We start from the raw sequence: 17,413 nt of genomic DNA on the forward strand, positions 1-17,413 counted from the left end.
CCGGGCAATTCTTGCTCGCCGATCGACCTCTTTGCACTTCCGATGATGGTGTATTCCGTCTACCTTGATGTCGTGATCTGCCCTGTGATCGAGTGCCCAAGATTCTGGGTCGCGATGATCTGTGATGTCGAGAGGGTAAGGAACTGTTGTGAAAAATATTCTCGCCGCGATGGGTGTGGCGGTGATGCTGAGCGCGTCCCCTGCGGTGTACGCGGCTGTGTCCGCATCAGAACCATCTCTGCCCGCAGCGTACGACCACGGCAGGGACAAGGGAAGAGCACCTGGAACCCGCGGCCCGCTTCCCCAAGGCTTTTCCACCACCGAGCTCTCCGTAAAATTCAAGCCGGATCGAAGGATTCAGATACGGAATCACCGCGCCTCGGCGGCGAACACCGGTGATGCGTCCGCCCTGAACGCCGTCCTGTCCAAGTATCCAGACGCCGGCGTCCTGCCGCTGACCGGTCGATCCCCGTCCGAGGTCGTCGAAGAGCGGGTGCGGCTGGAGAAGAAGATTCGCCGCCGCCTGCCTGACCTGACCTCCTGGTACACGATCACCGTGTCCCGGGGCATCGAGCGTCTCCTGGCGGACCTCAACAGGCTGCCGTCGGTCGAGATTGCACAAGCCACGCCGATCCCGGTTGCTGCCGCCGAGCCCTTGCAGTCGAAGCAGGTTTACCGCAACCCTGCCGGCGCCGGAGTGGACGCCGACGCAGCCGCCTCAGTGCCGGGAGGCAAGGGCGACGGCGTGCTGGTCAGCGACCTGGAGGGCGGATTGCCCAGGTGGGTCGGTACCTCGGCGGCTGCGGGCACCCTGGCGGCCGGAGACGAGCACACACTGATCGTCGACCGGAAGTACTTTTGGGACCAGGATCCGAACTGGAAGAGCAGTGTGTGGGCCTGGGGCGGCAATGGTCAGGGGCAACTCGGTGATGGGACCACCACCGACAAAACCAAGATGGTCAAAGTGCCCGGGCTCAGCGACGTCAAGGCGGTCGCCGCGGGCGGAGACTTCTCGCTGGCCTTGAAGGCAGATGGAACGATGTGGAGCTGGGGCGGCAATGACCAAGGTCAGCTCGGCGACGGCACCACCATCGCCAGGAGGACGCCGGTCCAGGTCAGCGGCATCACCGATGTGGTGGGCATCAGCGCCGGCAGTGACGGGCATGCCCTCGCCGTCCTCGCGGACGGCACGGTGAAGGCGTGGGGCAACAACGACGAGGGGCAGCTCGGAGACGGCACCACCGGCGACCGCTCAACCCCGATTACCGTCTTGACCGGGGCGGTGGCCAAGTTCGGTGCGGTCGCGGCGGGAGGCGGTCACTCGATCGCCGTGCTGGCCGACGGTACTGTCCGGGCGTGGGGAAACAATGACAACGGCCAGCTCGGCAACGGAAGCACGACCGATTCCGACTCGCCTGTCCAAACCGGCGGGCTGAGCGGCGTCACGCAGGTCGGCGCGGGACGTCTGCACTCGCTAGCCGTTCGTCTGGACGGAACCGTGCGCGCCTGGGGCGACAACAGTCGAGGGCAACTCGGCGACGGCACGACCGCGGACTCGGGCACTCCTGTTCAGCCGTCCGGTTTGGTCTCGGTGACCAATGTTGCGGCGGGCGGGTTCCACAACGTCGCGGCGGTGTCGAGCGAGCGGTGGGCTTGGGGTGCCAACGACGATGGCAGGGTAGGTGACGGCACCACCATCGACCGACACGCCCCGGTGGAGATCGCCTCGACCGGTGCCGGGACCGTGCCGGCGGCGGGCCTGCGTCACTCCTTCGCTGCGGGTCCGTCAACTCCCATGCGGCTCTGGGGCGCGAACGACAAGGGGCAACTCGGCACGGGTGACACCATCGGCAGTTTGACGCCCGTCACTCCGGTCACGGGGCTCGCCATGGCCGATCTCTGCCATGAGGATCTCGCAGGCCGGACTTCACCAGGCGGTCCTATCGCGTCGCTGGGGCCGATCGTCGATGAGTGTCAGCACAGCGCGGTCGCTCACGGCACGGCCGTGGCCGGCATCATCGGGGCCCGAAACGATAATGGGAAGGGCGTCGCCGGTATGGCGCCTCACGCTCGGCTTCGTATCGACCCCTTCTCTTCGACCGTCCTCGCAGCGACCATCGAGAACTCCGTGCCGGGCGACGTGATTCTTTACGAGGCGCAGGAGTCCATCGGCGGTAAGTACTACCCCATCGAGGGGGCGGCGACGTATTACGACCTGACGGTGCTCGCCACCGCATCGGGGATCACCGTCGTGGAGGCCGCCGGCAACGGCACCGTCGACCTCGACGATCCCCAAGATCCCCATTCCGCCGCCATCATGACCCGTCCCGATTCGGGGGCGATCATGGTGGGGGCCGGGGCGCCTCCGGCGGTCGACGGCAGCGACTGCTTGGAAAGCCCCCAGGCCGAACGTACTGCGCTGCCGTTCACGAACTACGGGTCGAGGGTCGACGTCCAGGCGTATGGACGTTGCATCTGGACGACGACCAGTCGCGCCGACAAACATCACCCGTCCAACGAGACGGATCTCAACAAGACATATACCTATGATTTCGGCGGAACATCCGGGGCCAGTGCGATCACGGCCGGAGCGGTGGCGTCATTGCAGGGCGCGGCCAAAAGAATGGGGGGTCCGCTGTCGCCGCAGTTGGTGCGGCATGTTCTCAAGGTCACCGGAACGCCTCAGCCGGCATCGGATCCCCGACATATCGGGCCGTCGCCGAATGTGCGCAGGGCGATCGAATTTCTGCGTGGCGGTGTTGCGGCCGGGGGTGGTTGGACGCTGGTCGCGGGTAATGATGGGAAGGTGAGGTCTTGGGGCGTTAATTTCGAGGGCCAGTTGGGGGACGGTACCACCACGGGCCGAAATGGTTTGGCCGAGGTAGCGGGACTGTCGGGCGTGGTGCGTTCACCGCGTGCGGTGGCCGGTGGTGAGGGACATTCGCTGGCGGTCAGGTCCGACGGCACCGTGTGGGCGTGGGGAGACAACTCCGAGGGTCAACTCGGAGACAGCACCACCACGGACCGCTCGACCCCGACACAGGTTCCGGGGTTGTCGGGGGTGACCGCGGTGGCGGCCGGCGGCTACTGGTCGTTGGCGTTGAAGTCTGACGGCACCCTGTGGGCCTGGGGAAGCGGTCAGTCCGGTCAACTCGGCAGCGGCGAACAGGAGGGCCGGACGTCACCGGTACAGGTCGGTGGTCTGAGCGGGGTGGTCGACATGGCGGCCGCGTGGAATCACGGCCTCGCCGTCAAGTCCGACGGCACCCTGTGGGCGTGGGGAGACAACACCGAGGGTCAACTCGGTGACGGCAGCACCGACACCCGTCTCACGCCGGTGCAGGTCGCCGGAATCGGCGGCGTGTCGACTTGGGCGGGATCGGTGGCCGCAGGGGATGGCCACTCTTTGGCGGTCAAGTCCGACGGCACCGTGGCGGCATGGGGACGCAACGACCTCGGCCAACTGGGCATCGGCTCGACCGGTCCCGACATCATGACGCCTCGCATCGTCAGTGGACTGACCGAAGTGTTCGGCGTCGGAGCGGGAGCCTCGCACTCGTTCGCGGTGCGGCACAATCGGACCACCTTCGCCTGGGGCTATAACGCCCTCGGCCAGGTCGGTATCGGCTCCGCCGGAGGGAACGTCCTCACGCCGTCGCTCATCGGCGCCCTGACCGGGGCGACCGCCGTAGCGGGCGGGAGCAATCATTCCGCCGCCACCCTGTTCAACGGCACCGTCTACACCTGGGGCGACGGCGGGTCAGGCCAGTTGGGCCATGGAAACAACAACAGCCTCAACATCCCGACCCGGGTGAACGGCACGCCCTGATCGAACAACGACGAGAGCCGGGCACGGAGTCGTTCCGTGTCCGGCTCTTCGTCGTGCGGGTGCTACTTGGCGACGCCCTCGAGGTGGGGGTCGATGGCGGACAGCAACTGGCGCTTGGGCTTGGCGCCGACGATCTGCTGGACGACCTCGCCCTTGACGTACAGGTTGAGGGTCGGCAGGCCCATCACGCCGGCCTTGGCCTGGGTGGCGGGGTTCTCGTCGGCGTTCAGCTTGGCGATCGTGAGGCGGCCGTCGTACTCGGCGGCGATCTCGTCCAGGATCGGGGCGATCATCCGGCACGGGCCGCACCACTCGGCCCAGAAGTCCACGAGGACGGGCGTGTCGCTCTGGAGCACCAACTCGTCGAACGTCTCGTCGGTCACCTTGATCGGTGCGCTCACGATCTCTCCTTCATCGGCTGTCTATTGGCGTAAGTCTCTCGGGAGCCGGTTCATTCCCGCTCGGCCGACCCACCGCGAAGGCCAGGCCGGCGCAGAGCAGGTCGGCCAGCGAGAGGAGCACCCGGGACACCAGCGCCACCACCAGGGGGGCGCCCTCCGGCAGCACGGGGGAGAGGGTGAGGACGAGGACGCCCTCGCGGGGGCCCAGGCCGTTGGGGGCGATGAAGACGAGGAAGCCGGCGGTGAACGCCAAGGCGTAGGCGCCGGTCGCCAGGAGCGGCAGGCCCCGGCCGTCGCCCCCGGCGGCGTCGGCGATCAGCCAGGTGTGGAGGCCGAACAGCAGCCAGCCCACCGTGCACCACAGGGCCGCCCGCAGGGTCACCATCAGGCTCACCGGCTGTTCCAAGGGGGGCCGCCGCACCAGCTTGAGCAGCAGGTCGATCCCCCAGGAGAGGATGCGGGGGTGCAGGCCCACCAGGACCAGCGGGGCGCACAGGAAGAGCCACCAGTAGTCCTCGGTGGCCTCGGGGGAGGTCAACGGCAGCGTCACGGCCGCGACGGCGAGGCCGGTCGCCACCGTGGAGGCGATCGCCAGCAGCGAGGAGCTGACGTTGCGTGCGCGGGGCACGTTGTACTCGCGGCCCAGCTCCATCAGGGTGACCATCGCCCACACCTTGCCGGGCACGTACTTGCCGAGCCCGGAGATGAACGACAGCCGCGAGGCGGCCTTCAGCGGCAGGGGTGAGCCGAGGCCGGCCAGCAGCACCCGCCAGCTCAGCATCCAGGCCACGAGCCCGCCGACCCCGGCCAGGAAAGCGCCCACGAGGGCCGTCCACGACATCCGGGCGAACGCGTCGACGGTCTTGTCCCATTGCGCCAGAAGGCTGTACGCGCAGAAGACCACGGCCAGCAGCACCAACAGAGCCCGCAAGGCGCTCATGGCCTTCTGCTTGGAAATCACGCGCTCAGCCTAGGCGAGCCCTCACGGCGTCCGCTCCGCTCATCCGACCCGAGTTGCTCAATGACCTCAGGTCAATAAGAATGACCTCAGGTCAACAATGAGAGGAGCCCCCTGTCCCGGTTCCGTGGAGTCCGTCATGTGCACCTGCGCGTGGACGACGCCGGCCGGCTTCTCCATCCGGGCGCCCGGCATCCGCTCGGCGTTCCTGCGCGACCCCGACGGCTCCGTGTTCCAGGTCTACGCCTTCGAGCCCCTGGTGAGGCGGGCCATGCCCTAGCCTCCAGGGTCATGGCCGAAGCCCGTACCCGCCGCAGGCTGTCGCCGGCCGAACGGCGCGCCGAGCTGATCGACGCCGCGGTCCGCGTCCTGCGCGAGCAGGGGGAGCCGGTCAACCGGGCCGCCGCGGTGACCGCCGCGGCGGGTGCGGCCAAGGCCACCTTCTACGTCTACTTCCCGTCCTGGGAGGACATGCTGGCCGCCGTCCGCGACCGGGTGATGGACGACTACAGCGCGCCGCTGCGCGAGCGACTGGCCGACGACGCCCCCGGGGACTGGTGGGCGGTCCTGGACGGCGAGATCGACCGCTTCGTCGACTTCACCCTCGGCCTGGGCGGCCTGCACCGGGCGGTGTTCTACTCTTCGACGGAGCTGACGCCGATCGACGAGGAGCGGTCCGCCACCACGCTCGTCGCCCGGATGATCCGCCGAGGCGTCGCCGAGGGGTCCGTGCGGGACGTCGATCCCGACACCTCGGCGGATCTGTTCTTCGCCGCGCTGCACGCCGCCGCCGACGCCATCGCGCAGGGCGGCGACCGCGACCGCTGGTGCTCCGGCCTGCGCGACCTCACCCGTCGATGGCTGGCGCCCGAGACCTCACGCCCGCAAGGGCCCGCGAGGCAATAGGCTTGCGACGCTATGAAGCTTGCTGATGCGGTCGCGTTCGTCGGCCACCAGATACATGTCTGCCGGTTCCGTGAGGCCGGGACGCTGCTCCGCTGGATGGGGGGCGACCTGCGCGGAAAGCGGGTCCTCGACGTCGCGGGCGGGGACGGCTACTGGGCCGGGCAGGCCCGCAAGCGCGGAGCGCACGCGGTGTCCATCGACCTCGCGCGCGCCAAGATGGCGTACGGGAAGTCGCTGGCGCACCCGCCGGCGCTGATCGAGGGCGACGCGCTGAAGCTGCCGTTCGCCGACGGGGCGTTCGACGCCGTGCTGTCGGTGTGCGCGATCGAGCACTTCGACGACGGCGGGCGGTCGCTGGCCGAGATGGCGCGGGTGCTGCGGCCGGGCGGGGAGATCTTCATGTCCGCCGACGTGCTGAGCCGCGCCGACGCGTGGCCCAAGCTGCGCGACGCGCACAAGGCGAAGTACCACGTCCAGCACACCTACACCCACGAGTCGCTGCGGGCGCTGATGGACGAGCACGGCCTGGACATCGTGGGCCACTCGTACCAGTTCCGCACGGCCGCGGCCGAGCGGCTCTACCTGTCGTTGTCGGCGTACGGGGGCAAGGTCGGGTTCAACGCGGCGGCCCCGCTGGCCCCGCTGGTGGCGCTGGGCGACCGGCGGGCCCCCAACGACCGGGGCAGCATCGTCCTCGTTCGCGCCCGAAAGCGTGCCTGACCGGTTATAGGTAGGTACGGCCCGGATGACACGACACGCGATCCTCGCACCGTTGAACGGCGTTCCGGCGTAGGCTCTCGAAAAGGGACGTGATCCCCGACACGACGATCCTAGGGAGGACCGTGGCGCCTCGGATTCTCGTTGACGCCACCGCCGTACCCGCCGACCGTGGTGCGCTGGGCCGATACGTCGACGGACTGCTGGCCGCCCTGCACGCCAAGGGCACCGACCTGGTGGTCGCCTGCCAGCGCTCCGACGTGGCGCGCTACGGCGCGCTGGCCCCGGGGGCGCGGATCGTGGCGGGTCCGGCGGCGCTGGCGCACCGCTCGGCGCGGCTGGCATGGGAGCAGAACGGTCTGCCCCTGGTGGCCCGGCAGACCGGCGCGGACCTCATCCATCAGCCGTACTACACGGTGCCGATGGGGGCCGGCTGTCCCACGGTGGTGACGGTGCACGACGTGACGCACTTCAGCGACCCTGAGGTGCACAATCCGGTCCGTTCCAGCTTTCTGAAGTCGGCGACCCGGACGGCGGCGCGGCGCGCGACGCGGCTGATCGTGCCGTCCAACGCGACCCGCGACGAGCTGGTGCGGCTGCTCGACTGCGACCGGGCGCGGATCGACGTGGCGTATCACGGCGTCGACCACAAGGCGTTCCACCGGCCCGCCGAGGACGAGATCAAGCGGGTGTCCGACCGGCTCGGGCTGCACGGCCACCCCTACATCGCGTTCCTCGGCGCGCTGGAGCCCCGCAAGAACGTGCCCAACCTGATCCGGGGCTGGGCGGCGGCGGTCGCCGAGATGCACGAGCCGCCGGCGCTGGTGCTGGCCGGCGGCACCGGGGGCTGGGACGACGAGGTGGACGCGGCGCTGGCGACGGTGCCGTCGCATCTGCGGGTGATCCGGCCCGGCTATCTGAGCTGGTCGTCGCTGCCGGGGCTTCTGGGCGGGGCGCTGGTGGTGGCGCTGCCGAGCCGGGGCGAGGGGTTCGGGCTGCCGGTGCTGGAGGCGATGGCGTGCGGCGCGCCGGTGCTGACCACCCGCATGGCCTCGCTGCCCGAGGTCGGCGGCGACGCGGTGGCCTACACCGAGCCGGGCGCCGACGACATCGCCACCGCGCTGCGCGCGCTGATCAGCGATCCGGGCCGGCGGGCCGTGCTCGCCGAGGCCGCCTTCGCGCGGTCCCAGCGGTTCAGTTGGGCGGCCTCCGCCGACGCGCATCTGGAGTCCTACCTGCGGGCCTTCTGACCGTTACCGCACCAGTAGGCTTCTCTGCCGTGGAGGCCATACTTCTGGTGGGCGGTCAGGGCACCCGGCTGCGGCCGCTGACGTTGTCCACGCCCAAGCCGTTGCTGCCCATGGCGGGTGTCCCGTTGCTGGAGCACCAGCTCACCCGTGCGCGTGAGGCGGGGGTGCGGCGGATCGTGTTCGCCACCTCCTATCGGGCGTCGATGTTCGCCGAGGCGTTCGGCGACGGCCGCCGGCTCGGGCTGGAGATCGTGTACGTCACCGAGGAGGAGCCGCTCGGCACCGCCGGGGCCATCCGCAACGCGGCCGAGGCGCTGAAGTGCGGCCCCACCGACCCGGTGGCGGTGCTCAACGGCGACATCCTGTCCAGCCACGACCTCACCGCGCAGGTGGCCGCGCACCGCAAGGCCGACGCGGCGGTGACCCTGCACCTGACGCTGGTGGAGGACGCCCGGCGGTACGGGGCGGTGCCGACGGCCCCGGACGGGCGGGTGCTGGCGTTCGTGGAGAAGTCCCCGAACCCCCCCACCAACCAGGTCAACGCGGGCTGCTACATCTTCCGCCGGTCGGTGATCGACGAGATCCCGGAGGGCCGGGTCGTGTCGGCCGAGTACGAGGTCTTCCCCGGCCTGCTGGCCGACGGGGCCGCCATCATCGGCTACGTCGAGGCCGCCTACTGGCTCGACGTGGGCACCCCGGCGGCGTTCGTCCGGGGTGCGTCCGACCTGGTCACGGGGGCGATGACGTCGCCGGTGGTGTCGGGCGCCGAGCACGGCGTGCTGGCCCTGCCGGGCGCGTTCATCGCACCCAGCGCCCAGGTCGTCGGCGGCACCACGGTCGGCGAGGGGGCCCGCGTGGGGGCCAGGGCGCAGATCGAGTCGAGCGTGCTCTTCGACGGCGCGGTGGTCGAGGCCGGCGCCAAGGTGGTGCGTTCGGTGATCGGCCGCGAGGCGCGGATCTGCTCCGGCGCGGTGCTGGTGGACGTCGTGATCGGCGACGGCGCGGTCATCGGGCCGGGCAACGAACTGCTGGACGGGCTGAGGGTGTGGCCGGGGGTGGAGCTGCCCCCGATGGCCGTGCGGTTCTCGCACGACGCGTGACCGGCCCCCTGACGCGGACCTGGCGACCGCCCTGGCCGGTGGACGTGGCGGCGACGCTGGCCCCGCACCGCCGGGGCCGCCACGACCCCGCGTACCGGACGACCCCGGACGGGGCGGTCTGGCGCACGTCGTTCACCCCGGACGGCCCGGGCGCGCTGCGGGTCCGGGGCCGTGCGGACCTCGGCGAGGTCGAGGCGTTCGCATGGGGGCCGGGCGGGGCCTGGCTGCTGGAGGGCCTGCCGGAGCTGCTGGGCTCGGAGGACGAGCCGGGGACCCTGGAGCCGTTGCACGCGGTGGTCAGGGACGGTGCGGCCCGGCGGCGCGGGTGGCGGATCGGGCGGAGCAACCGGGTGTTCGAGGCGCTGGTGCCCGCCGTGCTGGAGCAGAAGGTGGTCTCCCAGGAGGCGTGGCGGGCCTGGGGGTATCTACTGCGCCGGTTCGGCGAGCCCGCGCCGGGCGCCCCGGAGATGCGCGTGCCCCCGCCGCCCGCCGTCTGGGCCCGCATCCCGTCGTGGGAGTGGCACAGGTCGGGCGCGGAGGCCGTACGGGCACGAACGATCATGAACGCGGCGCGGGTGGCGGGCCGACTGGAGCAGGACGCCGCCGAGGGCCGGCTGCGGTCACTGCCGGGTGTCGGGGTGTGGACGGCCGCCGAGACCCGGCAGCGCGCGGTGGGGGATCCCGACGCCGTCTCGGTCGGTGACTACCACCTGCCCGGCCTGGTGGGTTGGGCGTTGGCGGGCCGCAAGGTCGACGACGCCGGGATGCTGGAGCTGCTGGAGCCGTACGCGGGCCACCGGCACCGGGTCACCCGGCTGCTGGAACTGTCCGGCAGACGTCCTCCACGGCGCGGGCCTCGGATGTCCGTGCGGGACTATCGCGCCTTCTGACCCGGTTCCGGGTGCGTGACGCGCGTCTCTCGGTGCGGCGACGACGCCAGAAGTGGTCGGGGGCCCAGTCGAGGCCGTCGCGGCTGTCGCGGCCGAACAGCGGGCCGAGGACGGCGAGCGCGACGAACAGGGCGAGGAAGAAGTACATGGGAGGTCCTGGGGGTCGGCAGTGATGGGACTCCCGCGCGGGTCGCGATGGAGGGGCGGGTTCGCCGCCGTTTCTCCGTCGCACCTCCAGTCTGGCCCGTTCCATTGTTCAGGTCCAGCGACTATTTCTGCATAGAACGTGTAAGAAACACTGAACTGTCCTCGCGTGCCGGCGGCGCGGCGGGGAATAGATCGACGACGTCGGGGCTTGACTCGGAAAACGTGGCCGCCCGGATCATCCACCAATATGACGCTTGGCATAGAGTTCGCCTCATGGACACTGCCAGCACGGTGACCGAGTCGGCGCTACGGCGGGCCCTGGCCCGCGCGCGCGACGGCAAAACCCTCGACCACGCCGAGGCCGCCACGCTGCTCCACGCCCGTGGCCCTCACCTGGACCGGCTCCTGGAGTACGCGTCCCGCACCCGCGACGCCGGGCTGGAAGCGGCCGGACGCCCCGGGATCATCACCTACAGCCGCAAGGTCTTCATCCCGCTGACCCGGCTGTGCCGGGACCGCTGCGGCTACTGCACCTTCGCGACCGTTCCCCACCGGCTCGACGCGCCCTTCCTCGGTCCCGACGAGGTGCTGGAGATCGCCCGGCAGGGTGCGGCGATGGGCTGCAAGGAGGCCCTGTTCACGCTGGGCGACCGGCCCGAGGACCGCTGGAAGCCCGCCCGCGACTGGCTCGACGCCCACGGCTACGACGACACGCTCTCCTACGTCCGCGCCATGGCCATCCGGGTGCTCGAGGAGACGGGGCTGCTGCCGCACCTCAACCCGGGTGTGCTGACCTGGCGGGACCTCCAGCGGCTCAAGCCGGTGGCGCCCTCGATGGGCATGATGCTGGAGACCACCGCGACCCGGCTGTTCAGCGAACGCGGCGGCCCCCACTTCGGGTCGCCCGACAAGGACCCGGCCGTCCGCCTGCGGGTGCTGGAGGACGCGGGCCGCACCAACGTGCCGTTCACCACCGGCATCCTCATCGGCATCGGCGAGACCGTCCCCGAACGCGCCGACGCGCTGTTCGCCATCCGCCGGACCATGCGGGAGTACGGGGCGATCCAGGAGGTCATCGTCCAGAACTTCCGCGCCAAGCCCGACACCAAGATGCGCGACACCCGAGACGCGGAGCTGGACGAGCTCGCCGCGACCATCGCCGTCGCCCGGCTGGTGCTGGGCCCCAAGGCGCGCATCCAGGCCCCGCCCAACCTGGTCGACGACCAGTACGGGCTGATGGTGCGGGCGGGCATCGACGACTGGGGCGGCGTCTCGCCCCTCACCCCCGACCACGTCAATCCCGAACGGCCCTGGCCCCACATCGACGAGCTGGCCGCCCGGACCGCCGAGCACGGATTCACCCTGCGCGAACGGCTCACCATCTACCCCGAGTACGTCCGACGCGGCGAGCCCTGGCTCGACCCCCGGCTGAACGCCCACGTCGCCGCCCTGGCCGACCCGGAGACCGGCCTCGCCCGCGAGGACGCCGTTCCGCAGGGCCGTCCCTGGCAGGAGCCCGACGGGGGCTTCCTGGCGTCGGGCCGCACCGACCTGCACGTCGAGATCGACACCACCGGGCGCACCGCCGACCGGCGCGACGACTTCGACGAGGTGTACGGCGACTGGGACGCCCTCCGCGACCGGGTCCGGGTGCCCGAACGCTTCGACGCCGACGTCAAGGCCGCCCTCGCCCACGCCGAGCGCGACCCCGCCGGCATCTCCGACGACGAGGCCCTCGCCCTGCTGCACGCCGACGGCCCCGAACTGGAGGCGCTGACGAGACTGGCCGACGACCTCCGCCGGGACGCGGTCGGCGACGAGGTGACCTACGTCGTCACCCGCAACGTCAACTTCACCAACGTCTGCTACATCGGCTGCCGCTTCTGCGCGTTCGCCCAGCGCCGCACCGACGCCGACGCGTACACCCTGTCGCTGGAACAGGTCGGCGACCGCGTCGACCAGGCGTGGGAGGCCGGGGCCACCGAGATCTGCATGCAGGGCGGCATCCACCCGGACCTGCCCGGCACCGCGTACTTCGACCTCGCCAGGGAGGTCAAGCGCCGCCGCCCCGACATCCACCTGCACTCCTACAGCCCCATGGAGGTCGTCAACGGCGCCAGCCGCACCGACCTGTCCGTCCGCGACTGGCTCCAGGCCGCCAGGGAGGCCGGGGTCGACTCGCTGCCCGGCACCGCCGCCGAGATCCTCGACGACGACGTCCGCTGGGTGCTCACCAAGGGCAAGCTGCCCGCCTCCCAGTGGATCGAGGTCGTCACCACCGCCCACGAGCTGGGCATCCCGACGACCTCCACGATGATGTACGGGCACGTCGACACCCCCGCGCACTGGGTGGGGCACATCAGGCTGCTGCGCTCGATCCAGGAACGGACCGGCGGGTTCACCGAGTTCGTCCTGCTGCCGTTCGTCCACCACAACTCGCCGATCTACCTGGCCGGGCTCGCCCGTCCGGGGCCCACCGCACGCGAGAACCGGGCCGTCCACGCCCTCGCCCGGATCCTGTTGCACGGCGCGATCGCCAACATCCAGTGCTCCTGGGTCAAGCTGGACGACGCCCTGTGCACCCAGGTGCTCCAAGGCGGCGTCAACGACCTCGGCGGCACCCTGATGGAGGAGACCATCAGCCGGATGGCCGGCTCCGGCAACGGCTCGTTCAAGACGATCAGCTCGCTGGAGGAGATCGCCGCCCGCGCCGGCCGCCCCGCACGTCAGCGCACCACCACCTACGGAACGCCGTCCCAGGAACGGGTCGAGGCGGCCCGCCGGACCGACGGGGTCGGGCACTTCGCTCAGGGGTCCGGGGGACGTGGCAGACTCGATCTCCCGCTGGTCACCTGAGATCTCCGAGAGGGCCGATTGGACGCGACTCCCGCACCCCCCGCATCCCCCGCATGGCGACGGCGGCGGGTGCTCGTGGCCGCCGCCGTGCTGCTCGCCGGGCTCGGCGGCGGAGGTGTCTGGGCGATCGGGACGCTCACCGAGCCCTGCCCCGGGGCGCCGCTCTCGGTGACCGTCGCCGTGGAGCCGGAGATCGCCCCGCCGCTGCGCGAGATCGCCGACCGGTTCGAGACCGCACGGCACCGCGTGACGGGCCGCTGCGTCACCGTGCGGATCACCGCGGCGGACGCCGCGACGACCGCCCGGGCGCTGGGCCGGGGCGACTCCGACGTCGACGCCTGGGTCCCCGAGTCCACGAACCGGCTCACCGAGGCCCGACGGGCGGGCCCCGGCGGGTCGGACGTCCCGCCGGACGGCCCGTCGCTGGCCGGATCGCCGGTGGTGTTCGCCACCACCCGCCCCGCCGCCGACGACCTGCGGGCCGCCCGCGTCCGGCCGAGCTGGCGGCTCCTGCTGTCCGACCACGCCGGAGGGCTCTGGGTGGCCCACCGGATGCTGGACCCGGCGGTCGACACCACCGGGACCTTCGCCATGGCCGCCCTCGATCAGGTCGCGAACCCGGGGCGCGCCGCGGTGGCGGAGCTGCGCCGCACCGCGCCCAAGGGCGTCGCCCCGCTCTTCGCCGAGCTGACCGGGGTCGACCGGTTCGGCCGCCCGCTGCTGGTGACCAGCGAACAGACCATGGTCAACCACAACCTGGCGCACCGGCCCAACCCCGCCGTGGCCCTGGTGCCGCATGAGGGCACCCTGATGCTCGACTACCCGCTCGCGGTCGTCGCCAAGGACCCGCAGCGGCGGGAGGCCGTGGACGCGTTCCTGTCCGCCGCGCGGTCCCGCTCGTCCCGCATCACGCTCCAGCGGTACGGGTTCCGCGCCCCGGACGGCACGATCGGCGCCTCCCAGGCCCGCCGTCTGGGGCTCGACCCCGCCGCGCCCAAGCCGTTGAAGCTCCCCACCCGGAAGGAGCTGGACCGGGCGGCGGCCTCCTGGCGCGTCAGCGCACCTCGATGAAGGCGTCCGGCAGCCTCGGCGGGCGCTCGCGCGGGGGCGCGGCGGCGTGCCCGACGCCCACGGCGCCCATCGGGTCCCAGTCGTCGGGCAGCCCCAGGACCTCGCGGACGACGCTCCGGCAGAACATCGTGCTGGACACCCAGCACGACCCCAGCCCCTCGACCGCCAGCCCTACCAGCAGGTTCTCCACGCCCGCGCCCATCGCCACCAGGAACATCTCGCGCTCGGCCCGCGACCTGCGCTCGTCCGGGTAGTCGTGGGAGCCGTCCATCACCAGGCACGGCACCACCAGGTAGGGCGCGCGCCGCAGCACCTCGCCGCGCCGGAGCCGCTTGGTGATGGACTCCTCGCCGAAGCCGTCGCGCCGCAGGTCGGCCTCCCACGCGTCGCGCATCGCGTCCAGCAGCCGCGTCCGTGAGTCGACCGACTCCAGCAGCACGAAACGCCACGGCGTCGTGTGGTGCGGCGCCGGGGCCGTGATGGCCGCCGCCACCGCCCGGCGCACCGCCTCCGGATCGACCGGGTCGTCGGTGAACTCCCGTACGGTACGGCGCGCGAACAGCACCTCCGAGGACCCGTACCGGAACATGTCCTCGGCGGGCGGACGGATCAGCTCCCGCGCGCCCGGCCCGTCCTCGTCGGTGACCAGGTGACCCAGCCCGCGCACCACCGCGACCGGCACCCCGGACAGCTTGCCCTTGACCAGCTCCCCGGCGGCGGCGATCTCGTCGGCCACGGCGGTCACCGTGGCGTCCAGCCGGTTGCCGTGGGAGTCGGTACGGCCGCGCAGGTCGTCCAGCGGAGCCAGGCCGGCCGTCCCGATGGCCGTGTCGATCAGGCCCGTCCGCCACGGCCGGCCCATGGTGTCGGTGAGCAGCACCGCGACCCGTGCGCCGGTCAGCTCCCGCAGCCGCGCCCGGATCCGGCGCGCGGAGCCGTCCGGGTCCTCGGGCAGGAGCAGCACGGTGCCGGGGGCGGTGTTGGACGCGTCCACCCCGGCGGCGGCCAGCACGAGGCCCTGCCGGTTCTCCACGATGCGGGTCTCGCCGCCGGGATGCGTCCGCCGCGCCACGACCCGCACCGTCTCGGCGTCGATCGCCTTGCGCCGGTCGTCGGCCGCCAGCACCCGGCCCTCCGCCTTGCTCACGATCTTGGACGTGATCACCAGCACGTCCCCGTCGGCCGGGGACCACGCGTCGGCGATCAGCGCGGCCACGTCGTCGCCCTCGCCCACCTCGGGCAGACCGGGCACCCCGACGATCTCGATCGGGCCCGTCATCGAAGCTCCTCGGCGAGGTCGAGGGCCGCCCGGGCGATCTCGGCCGTGGCCTCGACGTCGGTCATCAGCAGCGGCCGGGCCCGTACGGTGACGCCGTCCACCGCCGTGCCGGCGTCGGCCTCGTCGACCAGCCAGCCGTCCAGCAGACCCGGGCCGTAGTGCTCGGCCACCGCGCGGGCGCTCGTCTCCACCCCGATCGCGGTCAGGCACGCGTCGGCCATGCCCCGGACGGGCGCGCCGCCGATGATCGGCGAGACGCCCACCACGGTCTCGGCCACCACCGCCTCGCGGATGCCCGGCACCGCCAGGATGGTACCCACGCTGACCACCGGGTTGGACGGCGGCAGCAGCACCACGTCGGCCCGCCCGATCGCCTCCAGCACGCCGGGGGCGGGCTTGGCGTCCTCCGCGCCGATCGCCGTGATCGACTCGGCGGGCACCGCCGCCCGCAGCCTGACCCACCACTCCTGGAAGTGGATCGCCCGCCGCCCCTCACCGTCGTCGACCACCACATGGGTCTCGACCCGGTCGTCGGTCATCGGGATCAGTCTCACCCCCGGCTTCCAGCGGTGGCACAGCGCCTCGGTGATCGCCGACAGCGGGTAGCCCGCGTCCAGCATCTGGGTCCGCACGATGTGGGTGGCGAAGTCGCGGTCGCCCAGGCCGAACCAGCTCGGCTCCACCTCGTAGGCGGCCAGCTCCTCCTTGACCCGGAACGACTCGTCCGCCCGGCCCCAGCCCCGCTCCTCGTCGATCCCGCCGCCGAGGGTGTACATCACCGTGTCCAGATCGGGGCATACCTTCAGACCGAACAGGAAGATGTCGTCGCCGGTGTTGCCGATGACGGTGACCTCGGCGTCGGGCGCGGCCCGTAGGAGCCCGCGCAGGAAGCGGGCCCCGCCGATACCGCCCGCCAGCACCACGATCCTCATGGTCGTCCAGCCTAGGCCCCCGGCCGGACGCCCGGACGGGCGCGGTGAGCGGATCTTCGGAGTCCGGACGCCGGCGCGTGCGGTATGCAAAGCTTTGCGGGTCGGTATGACGCTATCCGAACGAATCTGGAGACAGTCGTGAACAAGGAAGCGGTCCTGCGCCTGCGCGAACCGGCCGCCTGGGTCCTCGCCATCGCGGCCGCCCTGCACGTGCTGGGCGGTCTGGTCCCCCTCCTCATGGGCGACGGGAAGTTCACCCATCGGGCCCTGTCGGAGACGCTGGACTCCGGGCTGATCGCGGGTGTCGCACTGACCGCGCTGCTGGCCACCGCCGTGTTGCTGGTCATCTGGGGCGGCACGCCGACCAAGGCGGCCCGCACCGTGGTGATCATCGCGCTGGCGGTGTTCGGGGTGGCGCTGCTGTTCGGCGTCATCGCCTGGTTGGCCGGTCTGGTCGCGGGCGGCGAGTCGGTGACGATCGGCGACCGTGAGATCAGCTCCGGCGGCTTCAGCGCGGACACCAAGCTGGCGGCCTTCCTCTACGGCGCGGCCAAGTTGGCGGTCCTGGGCGTGGGCGCCTGGTTCACGTTCACGGTCTTCCAGGCGCTGCAGCCGGCCCGTCCGCAGATGCCGCAGGCCGGCTACGGCGAGTACGGCGGCTACCAGCAGGGCCAGCAGGGTCAGCAGCAGTACGACCCGCAGCAGTACCAGCAGCAGGCCGGCTACCAGCAGCCCGTCGAGGGCCAGGGCCAGCAGTACCAGCAGCCCGCCGAGGGGCAGGCCCAGCAGTACCAGCAGCAGCAGTACCAGCAGCCCCAGCAGGGCGGCTACCAGCAGCAGCCGGGCTATCAGCAGCCTCAGCAGGGCGGCTACCAGCAGCCCCAGCAGGGCGGCCCGTCCCTGGAGGACGAGAGCGCCGGCGAGTGGACGCGGGCCTATGGGGGCGGGGCGGGTCAGCAGCCCCAACAGCCCCAACCGGGCTACGGACAGCCCGGTTACGGCCAGCAGGAGCAGCAGGGGCCCGAAAACGGCGGCGACTGGTACCGCGACAACCGTCCGCCACAGTAATAACGACGC

At 71.6% G+C, this 17,413-nt stretch carries 14 protein-coding genes; 10 read left to right on the forward strand and 4 right to left on the reverse strand.

Features of this window, described 5'->3' with window-relative positions; translation table 11 throughout:
- The first annotated feature begins 169 nt into the window (after positions 1–169).
- Positions 170–3,829 carry an RCC1 domain-containing protein gene (locus tag DFJ69_RS19210; protein WP_116023878.1) on the forward strand — a complete coding sequence of 1,220 codons (3,660 nt, stop codon included), beginning with the start codon at positions 170–172 and terminating at the stop codon, positions 3,827–3,829.
- Positions 3,830–3,891: 62 nt separating this feature from the next.
- Here DFJ69_RS19210 and trxA read toward each other — a convergent pair whose 3' ends face one another.
- Positions 3,892–4,230, reverse strand: coding sequence for a thioredoxin (trxA, locus tag DFJ69_RS19215; protein WP_116023879.1), 339 nt, complete (start codon positions 4,228–4,230; stop codon positions 3,892–3,894).
- A gap of 10 nt (positions 4,231–4,240) precedes the next feature.
- Positions 4,241–5,191, reverse strand: coding sequence for a lysylphosphatidylglycerol synthase domain-containing protein (locus tag DFJ69_RS19220; RefSeq protein WP_245974458.1), 951 nt, complete (start codon positions 5,189–5,191; stop codon positions 4,241–4,243).
- Positions 5,192–5,327: 136 nt separating this feature from the next.
- Between DFJ69_RS19220 and DFJ69_RS34375 the strand changes: the two genes are divergently transcribed.
- The 8 genes from DFJ69_RS34375 (at position 5,328) to DFJ69_RS19255 (ending at position 14,125) form a co-directional block, all read left to right on the forward strand.
- The gene (locus DFJ69_RS34375; protein ID WP_170177716.1) at positions 5,328–5,468 is read left to right on the forward strand and encodes a hypothetical protein; all 141 of its coding nucleotides are present in this window, start codon (positions 5,328–5,330) and stop codon (positions 5,466–5,468) included.
- Between the two features lie 11 nt (positions 5,469–5,479).
- Positions 5,480–6,094 (forward strand): TetR/AcrR family transcriptional regulator, encoded by a 615-nt coding sequence (locus DFJ69_RS19225; RefSeq protein ID WP_116023881.1) that lies wholly within the window; start codon positions 5,480–5,482, stop codon positions 6,092–6,094.
- A 12-nt stretch (positions 6,095–6,106) separates the two neighbouring features.
- A complete protein-coding gene (locus DFJ69_RS19230; RefSeq protein WP_116023882.1) occupies positions 6,107–6,814 on the forward strand; it encodes a class I SAM-dependent methyltransferase in 708 nt (235 codons plus the stop codon).
- 122 nt (positions 6,815–6,936) lie between these two features.
- Positions 6,937–8,061, forward strand: a complete 1,125-nt coding sequence (locus DFJ69_RS19235) for a glycosyltransferase family 4 protein (RefSeq protein ID WP_116023883.1) — start codon at positions 6,937–6,939, stop codon at positions 8,059–8,061.
- A gap of 29 nt (positions 8,062–8,090) precedes the next feature.
- Positions 8,091–9,161 (forward strand): mannose-1-phosphate guanylyltransferase, encoded by a 1,071-nt coding sequence (manB, locus tag DFJ69_RS19240; protein WP_116023884.1) that lies wholly within the window; start codon positions 8,091–8,093, stop codon positions 9,159–9,161.
- The gene (locus DFJ69_RS19245; RefSeq protein ID WP_116023885.1) at positions 9,158–10,051 is read left to right on the forward strand and encodes a DNA-3-methyladenine glycosylase family protein; all 894 of its coding nucleotides are present in this window, start codon (positions 9,158–9,160) and stop codon (positions 10,049–10,051) included. Before manB ends, DFJ69_RS19245 begins: the two co-directional genes overlap by 4 nt.
- 420 nt (positions 10,052–10,471) lie before the next feature.
- Positions 10,472–13,054 carry a bifunctional FO biosynthesis protein CofGH gene (locus DFJ69_RS19250; protein ID WP_116023886.1) on the forward strand — a complete coding sequence of 861 codons (2,583 nt, stop codon included), beginning with the start codon at positions 10,472–10,474 and terminating at the stop codon, positions 13,052–13,054.
- An 18-nt stretch (positions 13,055–13,072) separates the two neighbouring features.
- Positions 13,073–14,125 (forward strand): substrate-binding domain-containing protein, encoded by a 1,053-nt coding sequence (locus DFJ69_RS19255; RefSeq protein ID WP_116023887.1) that lies wholly within the window; start codon positions 13,073–13,075, stop codon positions 14,123–14,125.
- Here DFJ69_RS19255 and DFJ69_RS19260 read toward each other — a convergent pair.
- A complete protein-coding gene (locus DFJ69_RS19260; RefSeq protein ID WP_116023888.1) occupies positions 14,109–15,404 on the reverse strand; it encodes a coenzyme F420-0:L-glutamate ligase in 1,296 nt (431 codons plus the stop codon). The two genes, DFJ69_RS19255 and DFJ69_RS19260, sit on opposite strands and share 17 nt — an antisense overlap.
- Positions 15,401–16,336, reverse strand: a complete 936-nt coding sequence (gene cofD / locus DFJ69_RS19265; protein WP_116023889.1) for a 2-phospho-L-lactate transferase — start codon at positions 16,334–16,336, stop codon at positions 15,401–15,403. The genes DFJ69_RS19260 and cofD overlap by 4 nt, the downstream gene beginning before the upstream one ends.
- A 138-nt stretch (positions 16,337–16,474) precedes the next feature.
- Between cofD and DFJ69_RS35650 the strand changes: the two genes are divergently transcribed.
- Positions 16,475–17,404, forward strand: coding sequence for a hypothetical protein (locus DFJ69_RS35650; protein WP_170177718.1), 930 nt, complete (start codon positions 16,475–16,477; stop codon positions 17,402–17,404).
- The last annotated feature ends 9 nt before the right edge of the window (positions 17,405–17,413 follow it).

It is taken from the genome of Thermomonospora umbrina (assembly GCF_003386555.1).
Lineage (GTDB): Bacteria > Actinomycetota > Actinomycetes > Streptosporangiales > Streptosporangiaceae > Thermomonospora > Thermomonospora umbrina.

Excerpts from the sequence above, each read along its gene's own strand:
- DFJ69_RS19210 (WP_116023878.1), top strand. The coding sequence starts at position 170 with ATGGGTGTGGCGGTGATGCTGAGCGCGTCCCCTGCGGTGTACGCGGCT.
- cofD (WP_116023889.1), bottom strand. The coding sequence starts at position 16,336 with ATGAGGATCGTGGTGCTGGCGGGCGGTATCGGCGGGGCCCGCTTCCTG.
- DFJ69_RS19225 (WP_116023881.1), top strand. The coding sequence starts at position 5,480 with ATGGCCGAAGCCCGTACCCGCCGCAGGCTGTCGCCGGCCGAACGGCGC.
- DFJ69_RS19230 (WP_116023882.1), top strand. The coding sequence starts at position 6,107 with ATGAAGCTTGCTGATGCGGTCGCGTTCGTCGGCCACCAGATACATGTC.
- DFJ69_RS34375 (WP_170177716.1), top strand. The coding sequence starts at position 5,328 with ATGTGCACCTGCGCGTGGACGACGCCGGCCGGCTTCTCCATCCGGGCG.
- DFJ69_RS19250 (WP_116023886.1), top strand. The coding sequence starts at position 10,472 with ATGGACACTGCCAGCACGGTGACCGAGTCGGCGCTACGGCGGGCCCTG.
- DFJ69_RS19260 (WP_116023888.1), bottom strand. The coding sequence starts at position 15,404 with ATGACGGGCCCGATCGAGATCGTCGGGGTGCCCGGTCTGCCCGAGGTG.